The 12,884-nt window shown below is 73.5% G+C and carries 10 protein-coding genes and 1 pseudogene; 4 read left to right on the forward strand and 7 right to left on the reverse strand.

Annotated features, from left to right (window positions below; genetic code table 11):
- Positions 1-156: 156 nt before the first annotated feature.
- A complete protein-coding gene (locus tag ABD481_RS26930) occupies positions 157-1,344 on the reverse strand; it encodes a transcriptional regulator (RefSeq protein ID WP_344668553.1) in 1,188 nt (395 codons plus the stop codon).
- A gap of 152 nt (positions 1,345-1,496) precedes the next feature.
- On the opposite strand from ABD481_RS26930, the gene ABD481_RS26935 reads away from it, so the two are divergent.
- From ABD481_RS26935 to ABD481_RS26945, 3 genes are all read left to right on the forward strand, one after another.
- Entirely contained in the window at positions 1,497-2,291 is a 795-nt protein-coding gene (locus ABD481_RS26935; RefSeq protein WP_344668554.1) for a crotonase/enoyl-CoA hydratase family protein, read from the forward strand.
- Between the two features lie 181 nt (positions 2,292-2,472).
- Positions 2,473-3,114: a VOC family protein gene (locus ABD481_RS26940; RefSeq protein ID WP_344668555.1), complete on the forward strand. Its 642-nt coding sequence runs from the start codon at positions 2,473-2,475 to the stop codon at positions 3,112-3,114.
- A 295-nt stretch (positions 3,115-3,409) separates the two neighbouring features.
- Positions 3,410-5,524, forward strand: coding sequence for a serine/threonine-protein kinase (locus ABD481_RS26945; protein ID WP_344668556.1), 2,115 nt, complete (start codon positions 3,410-3,412; stop codon positions 5,522-5,524).
- A 76-nt stretch (positions 5,525-5,600) separates the two neighbouring features.
- On the opposite strand, the gene ABD481_RS26950 is transcribed toward ABD481_RS26945, so the two are convergent.
- From ABD481_RS26950 to ABD481_RS26965, 4 genes are all read right to left on the reverse strand, one after another.
- Positions 5,601-8,264, reverse strand: a complete 2,664-nt coding sequence (locus ABD481_RS26950) for a CHAT domain-containing protein (protein WP_344668557.1) — start codon at positions 8,262-8,264, stop codon at positions 5,601-5,603.
- Positions 8,265-8,557: 293 nt separating this feature from the next.
- On the reverse strand, positions 8,558-9,025 hold the full coding sequence (locus ABD481_RS26955; protein ID WP_344668558.1) for a hypothetical protein: 468 nt from the start codon (positions 9,023-9,025) through the stop codon (positions 8,558-8,560).
- 60 nt (positions 9,026-9,085) lie between these two features.
- Positions 9,086-9,670 carry an RNA polymerase sigma factor gene (locus tag ABD481_RS26960; RefSeq protein ID WP_344668559.1) on the reverse strand — a complete coding sequence of 195 codons (585 nt, stop codon included), beginning with the start codon at positions 9,668-9,670 and terminating at the stop codon, positions 9,086-9,088.
- Between the two features lie 48 nt (positions 9,671-9,718).
- Entirely contained in the window at positions 9,719-10,906 is a 1,188-nt protein-coding gene (locus tag ABD481_RS26965) for a S8 family peptidase (RefSeq protein ID WP_344668560.1), read from the reverse strand.
- Between the two features lie 480 nt (positions 10,907-11,386).
- Here ABD481_RS26965 and ABD481_RS26970 point away from each other — a divergent pair, with 480 nt between their 5' ends.
- Entirely contained in the window at positions 11,387-12,064 is a 678-nt protein-coding gene (locus tag ABD481_RS26970; RefSeq protein ID WP_344668561.1) for a uracil-DNA glycosylase, read from the forward strand.
- Between the two features lie 173 nt (positions 12,065-12,237).
- Here ABD481_RS26970 and ABD481_RS26975 read toward each other — a convergent pair whose 3' ends face one another.
- Complete coding sequence (locus ABD481_RS26975; protein ID WP_344668562.1) at positions 12,238-12,516, reverse strand: hypothetical protein; 279 nt, start codon at positions 12,514-12,516, stop codon at positions 12,238-12,240.
- 86 nt (positions 12,517-12,602) lie between these two features.
- Positions 12,603-12,800 (reverse strand): annotated as a pseudogene (locus tag ABD481_RS47435) (hypothetical protein); the annotation flags it as partial.
- Positions 12,801-12,884: the final 84 nt, after the last annotated feature.

The following is a 12,884-nucleotide window of genomic DNA, read 5'->3' on the forward strand; positions in this document are numbered from 1 at the left end:
CCCCCGGGGCCGGACCTGAACTTTTTCGCGACTGGATGGCCAGCCCGCCAGCCCGCCAGCCCGGCAGCCCACCGACCCACCGGGCCTTCAGGCCTTATCGGCATGCCGAGCGCCGCGCCTTGGTCAGCTTCCCGTCGTGCGCCAGCTGGCGCCGCACTACCCCAGCAGCACGTCCCGATGCCGATCGGCCAGCGCCAACAACGCGGCACCGCCGGGCTGAAGCGGTGCCGAGGCCAGCAGCGCGGCGATCGTCGCGCTGTCGAAGGCGTATCCCGCGCTCTGGTCGTTCGCGCCGGACCCGGCCGCGGGCCCTGCTTGCGCTCCGGTGACCAGCCGCCCTTCCTCGTTGTCGACCGGCCCGCCGCCGAACAAGTGGTCGTACACGTCGTCGTCGAAGACGAACACCGCGAGCAGATCCACCGCCAGCGTCAGCGGATCCACCCCGAGCCCCACCGTGTGCGCGCGGATCTTCCCCTCCGCGCGCGCCTGCTGCATTGCCGCCGCGAACGGCCACCCGGCGTAGTCCATCCCGCGCTCCGGATCAGCCTCGACCTCCGCCGCCCCCGCCATCTCCTCCGCGTACTCGCGCACCATCCCCAGCCACAGATCGAAATCGGCGGCCCGGTTCAGCGCCCCTGGCCCGGCCGCCTGGAACATCCCGGACGGGATCGCGTGGTACATCCCTCCGGCATGCGCCACCAGCGCCGGGTCGCGCCAATGCAGGGGGAACGACGCCGTCCCGGTCGCCCGGTCCTGCCGCAGCGTCAGGGCGCTGACGGCCAGCGGCATGCACCGTCGGCGCGGATCGCACGGGTCGCCGATCGCGTCCCGCAGCGGGGTCGCGCCGTCGCCCGCCATGGCGGCGGCCGCGAACTCGTGCCCGACGGCATCGCCGAGGCCGGCGGCGTCGAAGTAGGTTCCGTCGGCGAACTCCAGGGTCGGCGATGTGTCTGCCAGGTTCACTGACGTGAGCCGATAGAGCGGCCGGTTCTCGAACAGCCGCGGCGGATCCAGCGCGGCCACCGCCTGGTAGTAGTCGCGGAAGTCTCCCGTGTCCTGTTCCACGATCGGCAGCACTCCGTCGGCCTCGGGACTCCGGGCGCTGATGTCCGGCGCGGGCCAGTCGTCGTGCAGCGTCAGCGCGATCGCGTCCAGGGGCACTGGCCGCTCGGGCAGGAACGACGGATGCGCCAGCAGACCGGTGCCGGCCAGGTGGACGTGGTCGGGGTAGCGGCGGGCGGCGGCCGCCGTCAGCTCGGCGCGGTGAGTGCGCACGTGGCGGCGGACGAGGAGCCAGTCGGCGGCGGACAGCCGCGTCCGCGGAGTGCTGGTATCGCTGGTCATCGACCCATCCTGGCCTGCTCGCGTGACGCCCCGCCGACCATTCGGCGACCAACGGTCTTGCATTCTCGCGCCCCTTGATAGAACGTGTTCTCGTTTCGCGGACACGAGGCGCGGACACGAAGCGCGGACACGACGAGGGGACGGGCGACGCCATGGGCGGCACCGAGCACTGCACCGTCGAGCGCGACGGCCACACGATGATCGTCACGATGAACCGGCCCGAGGCCAAGAACGCGTTGTCGCTGCCGATGCTGGTCGGGATGGCCGACGCGTGGGTGGAGGCGGACGCCGACGACGAGGTGCGGTCGATCGTGCTGACCGGGGCCGGCGGCGCGTTCTGCGCCGGGATGGACCTCAAGGCGATGAACATGGCGCAGGGCTCGGTCCACGCCGACCGTCTCAAGGCCGACCCCGACCTGCACTGGAAGGCCCTGCTGCGGCACTACAGCCCGCGCAAGCCGCTGATCGGGGCGGTCGAGGGCCACGCGGTGGCCGGCGGGACCGAGCTGATCCAGGCCTGCGACATCCGGGTGGCCGCGGCCTCGGCCACCTTCGGGCTGTTCGAGGTGCGGCGCGGGCTGTTCCCGGTCGCCGGGTCGACGGTGCGGCTGCCGCGGCAGGTGCCGTACACGCACGCCATGGAGATGCTGCTCACCGGCCGGCCGTACACCGCCGCCGAGGCGCGCGACATCGGGCTGGTCGGGCACGTCGTCGACGACGGCAAGGCGCTGGACAAGGCGCTGGAGATCGCCGGGCTGATCAACGCCGCCGCGCCGCTGTCGGTGGAGGCGGTCAAGCGCTCGGTACGGGAGGCGGCCGGGATGAGCGAGGCGGACGGCCTGGCGCGGGAGTTGGAGATCGGGTGGCCGGTGTTCGCGACCGAGGACGCCAAGGAGGGGCCGCGGGCGTTCGCCGAGAAGCGCGAGGCGGTGTGGAAGCGGCGGTGAGGGCGGGGGCGGCGGTGAGGGTAGGGGCGGCGGCCTGGCGCCACCGGCGGTAGGACCGTCCGACGATCGGACATCGCTCCAGGTCACAGCGCTGTCGCGGATCGTGCCCGAATGCGGTGTAAGGGGCACCCGATCGGCCTCGATTGGGTTATGGAGGCATCCGCAGGGCAGAGTATGAACCGTGCGTCTCGATCACGTTTCCTACGCTGTGTCCAACTCCGAGCTCGGCTCCACGGTGAACCGGCTCGGAACGTTGCTCGGTTCGACGTTCCGCGACGGCGGCGTCCACCCGCGCTTCGGTACCCGCAACTTCGTGCTGCCGCTGGCCGGCGGCTCCTATGTGGAGGTCGTGGCCCCGCTGGACCACCCCGCGACCGACTCCGCGCCGTTCGGCAAGGCCGTCAAGGCCCGCGCCGAGGAGGGCGGCGGCTGGCTGGGCTGGGTGGTCGGCGTCGACGACATCACCGGCTGGGAGCAGCGCCTGGGCCGCCCCGCCGCCCAGGGCCACCGGGTCCGGCCCGACGGCTTCGACCTGCGGTGGAAGCAGATCGGCGTGCTGGACCTGATGGCCGACCCGCAGCTGCCCTACTTCCTGGCCTGGGAGGTCGCGGCCGACCAGCGCCCCGGCGCCGGCGGCGGCACGACCCCGGCCTTCGAACGCCTGGAGATCAGCGGCGACCGCGACCAGGTCCTGACCTGGATCGGCGGCTCGGACCAGCACGACCCCCTGGAGGAAGTGGCCGTCGACTGGGTCGACGCCGACGAGCCGGGCGTGGTCGCGGTGCACTTCACGTGTGCCGGCGGCACGGTGCGGATCGACTGAGCGGGTGGGCGGCTCGGTCGGCTGAGCGGCTGGGCGGCTGGGCGGCTGGGCGGTTGAGCGGATTGGTTGGCCGAGCGGATCGGTTGGCCGGCGGGTCGGCTGATCGGATCGGCTGATCGGTCGGGTTGTTCAGGGTTGTTCCGGAAGGGGCGTGGAGCCGAACCGGCTCCACGCCCCTTCTCGTCCACAAGCACCCCCAATTCGTGGTGCGCGTTGCCGGGATTCGCGGACAGCGCACCGTCGTCCGCGCCAAAATGGAAGGCGCAGGCCAGGGGGACGTCAAAGGGGGGCCGTCATGCCCGGTGCCGAGAACGAAGCACGCCGCGGGAGCGCTGAGAAGTTCGGCGTGCCGGAACGGCCGGGTTCCCGGCCCGGCTCGCGCGAACACGCGGGCGGCGAGCTGATCGCCGACCGCTACCAGCTCCAGACCCGCCTCGGTCGCGGCGGTATGGGCGAGGTCTGGTCCGGCCGCGACCTGCGGCTGCACCGCGACGTCGCCGTCAAGCTGTTCTACGGCGGCAACGGCATGTCCGCCTCCGACCTGCCCGGCTGGCTGCGCCGCGAAGGCATCGCCGCGGCCCAGATCGTGCACCCCAACGTCGCGGTCCTCTACGACCAGGGCGCCCACCGCGACCGCATCTACCTGGTCCTGGAGCTGGTGCAGGGCAGCACCCTGGCCGACCTCATGCAGCAGGGCCGCCTCCCGGTCCGCGACGCCCTGAGCTACGCCGCCCAGGTCGCCGAAGCCCTCGCGGCCGCCCACGCCGCCCGCGTGGTGCACCGCGACATCAAGCCGCAGAACGTCCTGATCACCGCCGACGGCACCGCCAAAGTGGTGGACTTCGGCATAGCCGGCTTCCTCGCCGACACCCGCTCCTGGACCATCGCCCGCTTCGACGACCTGGTCAAGGGCTCCGGCACCCCCGAATACGCCGCCCCCGAACAAGTCCTCGGCCACAACGCCGACGCCCGCAGCGACCTCTACTCCCTCGGCACCCTCCTCTACGCGATGATCGCCGGCCAGATCCCCTTCCGCGCCGACGACTTCCTGGCCGTGATGCACAGGAAGGCCACCGAGGACGCCCCCGCCCTCCCTCCAGGCGCCGGAGCCCCCCGCACGGTGGTCGACCTGGTCGCCGAACTCCTGGCCCGCGAGCCCGAGGACCGCCCGGCGTCGGCGCGCGACGTCGCGACCCGGCTCCGGGCAGCTCTGGAGCGGCTCGCCACCCACGACCGGAAGTCGAGGGCTGAGGAGGAGAGCGCGAACGAGGGCGCGGGCGACGGCGACGGCGAGGGGGCACCGGGGGAGCGGATCGCCGCGTTGGAGACCGGGCCGGCGCTGGACGAGCCATGGATCGTGCCGCCGCTGGAACCAGTGCAGGTCAAGGAAGCGGAGCCACCGAAGGCCGAGCAACCGAAGCAGGCGGAGAGCACCGAGAAGCCGAAGGCGCCGGCGAAGTTGAAGGCCCAGGTCGCGCCGACCGGCCAGCCTGCTGACGAGGACGACGCCTCGGGGCCCTTCAGCATCATCGTGCCCGCGGCTGAGAGCGAGCGCCAATCGCAAGCTCCGAGCGTGGAGAGCAAGTCCGCGCCGCAGACTGCTGGCGAGAGTCGGTCACAAGCTCCGAGTGCTGAGAGCAAGTCCGCGCCGCAGTCCGCTGGCGAGCGCCAATCGCAAGCTCCGAGCGCTAAGCGCGAATCCGCGCCGCAGACCAATACCGGACCGCGATCCGGAGGCTCTGGCGAGCGGCAGTCGCCTCCGATTCCTGTCCAGCAGCAACAATCGGCGGGGTCCGGCGAGCACGGGTCGCAGCCCTCGAACGCCGAAGGCAAGTCCGGGCCTCAGGCAGCTGGCGAGCAGCAATCGGGGAGCGCGGAGCCGCGGCGTGCCGCCGAGGGCCGGTCCGCCGAGGGCCGGTCCGCACCTCCCTCGGACGGCGGCCGGCAGCAGGGCAGCGCCGAGTCGCGGCCTGCTTCGGGAGCCAAGCCATCGCCCGGATCCAAGCCGCCCGCCTCAGGCGCGCCGCCGGCCAAGAAGTCCCCTCCCGCGAAGAAGGCCGCGCCCGCCAAGAAGTCCGCCCCGAAGCCTCCAGCCTGGGGCGCCTCGAAGGAACACGTCGCTCCGCCGGAGACCTCCGCCTGGGAGCCCCTGGCCGAGACCGGCGCGACAGTCCTGTCCGCCGTCGCCGCGGTGGAGCTGCGCGGACGCTCGCTCCTGCCCCCGCCGGCACGCTCGCTGCTCGCCAACCCGTCGGGGGAGCGCTACGTCCCCTCGATCCCCGTCGCCGGCACGCTGCCGGAGCAGGCGCAGTCCGCGTCCTCGTCCCGGCGGGGGGCGTTGATCGTGCTGGTGATCGTGCTTGTCGTGGCCGCGGTCGGGATCGGGGCGATCGTCCTGACCAGCCGCTGAGGCTCAGTTTTCGAGCCGCAAACGTTCATGGTCCGCTGTCGGCGCCGCCACGGTCATCACTGAACGTTCGCCGACCTCAGCCCCCGAAGCCGAAGCACACGAACCCGCCGATCCCCGTCATGGCCGACGCCTCCGACAGCGCCGCCGCCGGCGGGCGTCCGTCGGCCAGCGCGGCGTGCAGGGCGAGCATCAGGGTGCGGGTGTCCTCGTCGTCGACCGGGGTGACGCTGGCTATCAGGGTCCTGGTTCCCAGGGCGAAGACGGCCGAGGCCAGGCCCATCAGCTCGTCGCCGGGCCGCACGCCGGACAGCGCCGACTCGCACGCCGACAGCACCAGCAGCTGCGGCGTCGAGGCCAGGCGCTCCAGGTCGTAGACGTACAGCGGCCCGTCGTGGGCGTCCAGACTGGAGAACAGCGGGTGGTCCGCGCGGAAGCGGCCGTGGGTCGCCACGTGGGCCAGGATCGCGCCGTCCAGCGCCCAGGCGGCGTTGGCGGCGGTGGCGTCCACGCCCGCGAGCACGACGGCCTCCGGGTAGCGGGCGGCCAGCGCCGCGATCTCGGGCTCGGCGTGCGCCAGGCCGGGACCGGCCATCAGCACCGTGCCGCGGCCGGTCGCGGTGGCCGCCGCGGTCGCCGAGGCCGCCGCGCAAGCCGTCAGCCACAGCCGCGCCGACGGCGTCACGCTCACCGGTCGCCCGGCACACGTCGGCAGCGCCGTCCACGGCAGCGCGTGCAGCGATCCGGTCGGCACGATCACCAGCGGCCGCACCGCCTCGTCGGTCTCCGGACCGGCGTCCATGGCGCGCCGCAGCGGCCCGAACAGCAGCCCGTCCAGCACCGACCGGCTGTGGTCGTAGGCCTCCACCGCCGCCTTCTGCATCACCGGCGACCCGAAGCGCCGCGACATCCGGTTCATCGTGAACCGCACCACGTCCAGCTGCCGCAGCACCTGCGCGTACGACCCCAGCCGGTGCCGCCGCACCACTCCGTCCCGCACCGTCACCGCGTGCAGGTCGTCGTCCAGCCGCACGAACTCCACCAGCACCCGCCCGCCGAGGGCCTCGGCCAGCCCCGCCGGGGAGAACGGCGGCTCCGGCGCATAGGCCCCGCGCGCGTACCGCGAGCGGTCCCGTACCGCCGCCTCCAGGCGCAGGCGCTCGGCGTTGAGCCGTGACACCTCGGCCCGGGACGCCGCCCGCGTCGTCGAGTTCTCCTTCTCCGCCAGCTCGGCCACCACCCGCCGCAGCTGCGCCAGGTCCTCGGCCAGCTGCGTGTCGTCCGGCGGGCGCACCGGACGCCGCCGCAGCGACGCCGCCCGCCACGTCTCGGCCCACCGCAGCACCGCCCGCGCGTCCCCGCGCTCCAGCGCCAGCCGTAATCCCAGCGTCGCCAGCTCCTCGCCCCGCGCCGCGGCGTGCGCCCGCAGGTCGGTCGCGCCCAGGACCGCGTTGTTCTCCGCGTGCACCCGCAGCCCGGCCCGCAGCGCCTGCTCCGCGGCCGTGGGCCGCCCGGCGCTCAGCGCGTGCAGCGCCTGCGCGTGCCAGGCCAGGGCCCTGACCTCGGCCACGCCCCGGTGCCGGTGCCGCGCCACCTGCTCGAACAGCACCCGCGCCTGCTCCGGCCGCTCCAGGTCCACGGCCACCCGCCCGGCCAGCAGCCGCGCCTCGTGCGGCGCCACCGGCCACTTCGCCGCCGCCAGCCGGTCGCCGAGCCCCTCGGCCTCGCGCAGCAGCGCCGGGCTGCGCTCCCCGGTCGCGAAGCGGGCCGCGATCTCGGCGTGCCGGGCCAGGTCGGCCCAGGCGCCGCGCCGCTGCCGGCCGAACATGCCGCGCGCGGTGCGGGCCGCCGCCGCGGCCTCGCCCGCGTCGCCGTCGGCCAGCGCGGTGCGGGCGTGCAGCAGGTGCGCCTCGGCCAGGTTGTAGCGGAACCCGCTGTTCTCCTGTTCGGCGATGGACTGGGCGATCGTGATCCGGGCCTCGGCGGCCAGCCCGGCGGCCAGCAGGATGTCGGCGCGGTCGGCGACCAGGTTCGTGCCGCGCTTGCCGTGCGCCGCGTACAGCCGGGCGGCCGAGTCCAGGCGGTCCAGGGCCTCCGGCAGGTTGCCGGTGACCCGGGCCAGGTACCCCAGGTTCAGCAGGATCATGGCGTTGAGCAGGTTGTAGCCGCCGTCCCGGGTCAGCCGCTCGCCGCGCAGCAGGCTCACCGACGCCTCGCGGTAGCGCCCGGCGTACAGGTGCAGCACGGCTCGGCAGTTCAGCAGCAGCGCTTCCCAGCGGGCGTCCCCGACGGCCCGCAGCACCGGCTGTCCGCGGTCGAAGGCGGCCAGCGCCTCGGGGGTGCGGCCGATGCGGATCAGCACCAGCCCCAGGTTGACGTCCAGCCGCGCCGAGTCGGCGCCGGTCAGCACCGACGCGGCCAGCGTGGCCTCGGCCAGCGCCGCCTCGGTCTGGCCCAGGTCGGACAGGATCACCACCAGCGACATCCGGGCCTCGGCGGCGCGGTAGTGCTCGCCGCATCCTTCGGCCACGGCGACGGCGCGGCGCAGCGTCCGCACCGCGCGCTTCAGGTCGCCGTTCTCTTTCCAGGACAGGCCGAGCGCGCGCAGGGCGACCGCGGCGGCCTCGTCGTCACCGGCCTCGGCCAGCACCGCCTCGGCGGCGGCGCGGCCCGCGGCGGGATCGGCGAGCACCAGGTCCACGGATTCCAGCGCGCGGGGGAGCCGGTCGGCCGAAAGTGGCATGCGGACACTGTCTCAAATCCCGCGCGAATCCTCACACCCGCGGGCGTGAGGATTCGCCGCCGCGCCCCGCACGCGGCGGCGATCGAGGTTCGGCGGCGGCCGCGGGGGAAGTCGCGGTCGCGGCCGAGGCTGTGTCCGTCTGTCCGTCCGGTCGCGGTCGGTCCTCCGGCCCGCGGACGGTCGCCGACTGGTTGCCGGGCGGTTTTCAGGCGGTTGTCGGACGGCCGTCAGGCGGGCTGCCGGGCACCTGTCAGGCAGCTGCCAGGCGGCCGTCGGACCGCCGTCGACAGCCCTCAGACCGTCACCCAGCTGGTGATCACGGCGCCGCCGCCCGGCGTCGTCAACGCCACCCGCGCCGGCCCGGCCGGCAGCGCGTCGGCGCTGAACAGGCCCTGCTCGTCGACGGCGACCGTGGTCGCGCCGGCCGGATGCTCGATGCGCAGCGTGTCCGAACACGCCGGGATCAGCTGGCCGACCAGCTTGCGCCGGTCGCCGATCTCGGTGACCTCCACCACCACGTTCACACTCGGCGCCTCGAACGTCAGCAGCCGGGTGTCGGCGCCGCGCACCGAGCCGGCGCCGGCCAGCCGCGAGTCCTCGGCCAGTTCGGCCAGCTCGGCGTCGATGGTGCGCCAGGTGAACGCCGCGTACCCGGCCGAGACCACCTCCGGCGGCACCGGGTCCACCTCGTCGAACATCTCGCCCAGGGCGGACAGCAGCCCGATGTCCTCCGCCGAGGCCCCGTTCGTCACCTTAGACATCGTTGTTCCCCCTGGATCCGTGTCCCTGATCGTGTGTGCTGGTGTGTCGGTCTGCTGTGTTCACGGGCCGGTCGTCCCCGGCACGCTGGTCAGGGCTTTGAGGGCCCGTTTCAGATGTTCCAGGCAGCGCGAGCGGGTCGGCCCGATCGAGCCCACTCGCATGCCCAGCGCCTCGGCGACCGCCGCGTAGCTCTCCAGCGGGGTCACCGCGACCACCCGCAGCAGGCTGCGGCAGCGTTCGGACAAGGTCGCGAACGCCTGCCACAGCTCACTGCGCTCCTGTTCGGCGACCAGCGCCGCCGCCGGATCCCCGTCGTCCTCCACGGCGCCGAAGAACGAGACGTTCTGATCGGCCTCCTCCGAGTCCGGGATCTCGCGTTGCGCCTTGCGGAGCAGGCGCAACGCCTCCCTCCGGGCCGTGGTGGCCAGCCACCCCGCCAGCTGGTCCGGGTTCTGGATCCGGTCCAGGTTCTCGACCAGGCGCAGCCAGGTGGTCTGGCTGACGTCGGCGGCGTCGGCCACCGAGAGCCGGAACCCGCGCGCCACCGACCACACCAGACGGTGGTAGTCGTCGACGATCTGGTTCCAGGCCTCGGAATCGCCGTCCGCCGCCGCTTTCAGCAGCAGCGCGGGGGAGCGGTCCATGTCGTGCCTTCTCACTGTCTTCGGGGCGGGGGGCGGTGCGGGTCCGGTTCAGCTGCCCGCCGACACCACGACGCCCAGGTCCGGCAGCCGGAGTCCGGCGGCCGGGTCCAGGACCTCGCGCGCGGCGTCGTGGGCCGTCATGTCCTTGGAGGACATCAGGGCCGCGATCCGGCCGGCCACGTACGGAGCGGCGAAGCTGGTCCCGCTCCAGGCGGCGTAGCCGTGGAAGTCCTGGCCGTTCTCCCGGCCGTGGGTCAGGAAGCTGCTGGTCACCTGCTCGCCGGGGGCGGCGGCGTCCACCCACCAGCCGTAGTTCGAGAACGACGCCCGCTCCGGGCCGTCCTCCCCGTCCTCCCGGGCCAGCGCCGCCACCGCGGTGACGTCCTTGAGCGCGGCCGGCCAGTACGGGCGGTCGGAGTCGTCGTTGCCGGCCGCGGCCACCACCACGGAGTGCCGGGCCAGGTGCGCGACCGCGTGGCTGAGCACCGGCGAGGGCCGGTCGTCGAAGGTGAAGCAGCCCAGCGACAGGTTGACCACGTCCAGCCGGTCCGCGGCCGCGGCGCTCCGGGCCTGGATCCGGGCCAGGCCGCGCAGCAGCTCCAGCTCGTCGGCGACGCCGTCGGTGCCCAGGACCCGCTCCACCCGCAGGTAGGCGTTCGGGGCCTGCTGGAGCACCACGCCGGCGATGAACGTGCCGTGCCCGGTCTCGGAGTCCAGGTCCCAGTCGGCGGCCGGGTCGAGCACCTCGTACTCGTCCGAGCCGCAGGCCCCGTACCACTCCGAGCCGGCGAACCACGGGTGCGGGTCGATGCCGGTGTCCAGGATGCCGACGACGGCGCGGCGCCCGGTGTCGGGCCCGGCGGCCGGCGCGGCGAGCTCCGCGGCCGGGGCCGGCGGGCCGAACGGGCCGCCGGTCATGTCCGGCGCGCCGCGCAGCACATGGTTGGGCGTGACACTCGTCCGCCGGTGCGCCCCCGCGCCGCCCCGCAGGTCGTGCACCAGCCCCGCCGTGTCCACTCCGGCGCCCGGGCGCAGCCGCAGCCGCGCCACGCCGAGCTCGGCGAAGTCCTCCCGGGTGTCGATCCAGCGCCGTGCGGACTCGTGCACCGCGTCGGCGTGGGTGCCGAGCACCAGCAGCTCGTCCTTCTTGATCAACGCCTCGGTGGCGCCGTCGATGTGGACGACGTCAGGGTGTGTCTCCAGCAGCCGAGCCAGACGCACAGCGTGGTTCCTCATCTGCCCTCCCTAGGAAAACTCTGTTGTCAGCAGTAATGCTGCACCGTCAATGCCCGCAGGCGGAACTGGACCCCCGTCCCAGTCCCGCCTGCGGCCCCCTCCCGTTGGTACGTCCCCCGTGGACCCCCCCGGGCCGTGCCTTACGAGCTCCCCCAAGCTCTCCCCCTCAGGTGGTGCATCCCCGTACCCCCCTGCAGGACCCCCTCTTACCTCCGTGCCGGTGCGATCGCTTCCTCGACCTGGCAGTGGTGTGCCGCACCCACCCCCCGGCGTCACGGCACACCACATCCACCCGGTCTGGCCGGCGGCGCGTCCCCCCTTAGAGATCACACCGACGTGGACCACACCCGCGGGCCCCCCGACCCGCACACTTACAAGAGCCGCAGGACGCGCCCCTGATACATCGAGTCCAAAACTTTTTTCGGGAGGAGTTTTCCGACGCCGGGCAGGGCTGTCGGGGCCGCCGGATAGGTTCTACCCATGCGTGAAAACATCCCCGCCTCCTGGGCGCCGGTGCTGGCCGCCGAGACCGAGCAGCCGTACTTCGCCGACCTGGAGGCCTTCCTTAAAACCGAGCGCGCCGAGCACCAGGTGTTCCCGCCCGAGGACGAGGTCTTCGCCGCCCTGGCCGCGACGCCTTATCAGGACGTGAAGGTGGTGCTGATCGGTCAGGACCCGTACCACGACGACGGCCAGGCGCACGGCATGTGCTTCTCGGTCCGTCCGGGCGTGCGGATCCCCCCGTCGCTGCGGAACATGTACAAGGAGCTGGAGACCGATCTGGGCATCGCCCCGGTCAAGCACGGCTACCTCCAGGCCTGGGCCGACCAGGGCGTGCTGCTGCTCAACACCGTGCTCACCGTGCGCGCGCACGAGCCGGCCTCGCACAAGGACCGCGGCTGGGAGAAGTTCACCGACGCCGTCATCAAGGACGTCTCGGCCCGTGAGAAGCCGGTGGTGTTCGTGCTCTGGGGTGCGCACGCGAAGAAGAAGGCGAAGCTGATCGACACCTCGCGGCACGCCATCGTCGAGGGCGCGCATCCCTCGCCGCTGTCGGCGAAGAAGTTCTTCGGCTCCAAGCCGTTCTCGGCGGTCAACGAGGCGCTGGCCGGGTTCGGGCAGGAACCGGTCGACTGGCAGTTGCCTGAGAACGTCTGAGAACATAAGAGAACATCTGAGTCGTTCGGACGGTCTGAGAGTTTTGAGACGTCTGTACTGTCAGAACCGACGACGGAGCCGGGGCCCTTTTACGGCGGGCCCCGGCTCCGTCTCGTCGCCCGGGCGGTCACTCGGTCTGACCACCGGTCTGATCACCCGGCCCGGCGACTCCGTCACCCGCTCTCGCCGTCCGGCTCGGCGTGCCCGCCGACGTGCCGCAGATACGCCGGCACGTCGACGCTCGGGAACCGCTGCTCGACCGAGGCGGCGAAGTGGCCGAACAGCCCGAGCGCCATCCCCAGCGCCTTGGTCAGGTCGTTGCCGAGGTCGCCGGCCAGGGCCCGCATGCTCCGGTCCAGCGCCGAGCCGTCGGCCGCCGCCGGGTCCTTGACCGCGGTGTAGGTCAGCCGCGCCAGGTCGATGATCCTGCGGTTCAGCTCGTCGTCGTCCATGGCCCCAGTGTGGGCTCCGCGCCGCCGCCCGGCTCGTCGGACGGCGGCCCGGAACCGGGCCGCTGGGCCGGACGGGTCGGCCCGGGCTACCCCACCACCGCCGCCGCCTGCTCCTCCGGCTCCTCGTGCCCGGTCGCGAACGCCTCCCACAGCGCCGCGTACGTCCCGCCGGCCGCGACCAGCTCGGCATGCGTGCCGTCCTCCACGACCCGGCCGCCGTCCAGCACCAGGATCCGGTCGGCGCGTGCCGCAGTGGTCAGCCGGTGCGCGACCACCAGCGTGGTCCGGACCCGGCCGGCGCCGTCGCCTCCGGTGCCGTCCCGCTCGGCACCGTCCCGCTCGGCACCGCCCCGCCCGGCACCGCCCCG

It is taken from the genome of Catenulispora yoronensis (assembly GCF_039531695.1).
Classification (GTDB): Bacteria; Actinomycetota; Actinomycetes; order Streptomycetales; family Catenulisporaceae; genus Catenulispora; species Catenulispora yoronensis.

Bases quoted from the DNA above. Each gene is read 5' to 3' on its own strand.
- ABD481_RS26975 (WP_344668562.1), bottom strand. From the start codon at position 12,516: ATGGACGACGACGAGCTGAACCGCAGGATCATCGACCTGGCGCGGCTG.
- ABD481_RS26955 (WP_344668558.1), bottom strand. From the start codon at position 9,025: ATGTCTAAGGTGACGAACGGGGCCTCGGCGGAGGACATCGGGCTGCTG.
- ABD481_RS26950 (WP_344668557.1), bottom strand. From the start codon at position 8,264: ATGCCACTTTCGGCCGACCGGCTCCCCCGCGCGCTGGAATCCGTGGAC.
- ABD481_RS26970 (WP_344668561.1), top strand. From the start codon at position 11,387: ATGCGTGAAAACATCCCCGCCTCCTGGGCGCCGGTGCTGGCCGCCGAG.
- ABD481_RS26965 (WP_344668560.1), bottom strand. From the start codon at position 10,906: ATGAGGAACCACGCTGTGCGTCTGGCTCGGCTGCTGGAGACACACCCT.
- ABD481_RS26945 (WP_344668556.1), top strand. From the start codon at position 3,410: ATGCCCGGTGCCGAGAACGAAGCACGCCGCGGGAGCGCTGAGAAGTTC.
- ABD481_RS26960 (WP_344668559.1), bottom strand. From the start codon at position 9,670: ATGGACCGCTCCCCCGCGCTGCTGCTGAAAGCGGCGGCGGACGGCGAT.
- ABD481_RS26935 (WP_344668554.1), top strand. From the start codon at position 1,497: ATGGGCGGCACCGAGCACTGCACCGTCGAGCGCGACGGCCACACGATG.
- ABD481_RS26930 (WP_344668553.1), bottom strand. From the start codon at position 1,344: ATGACCAGCGATACCAGCACTCCGCGGACGCGGCTGTCCGCCGCCGAC.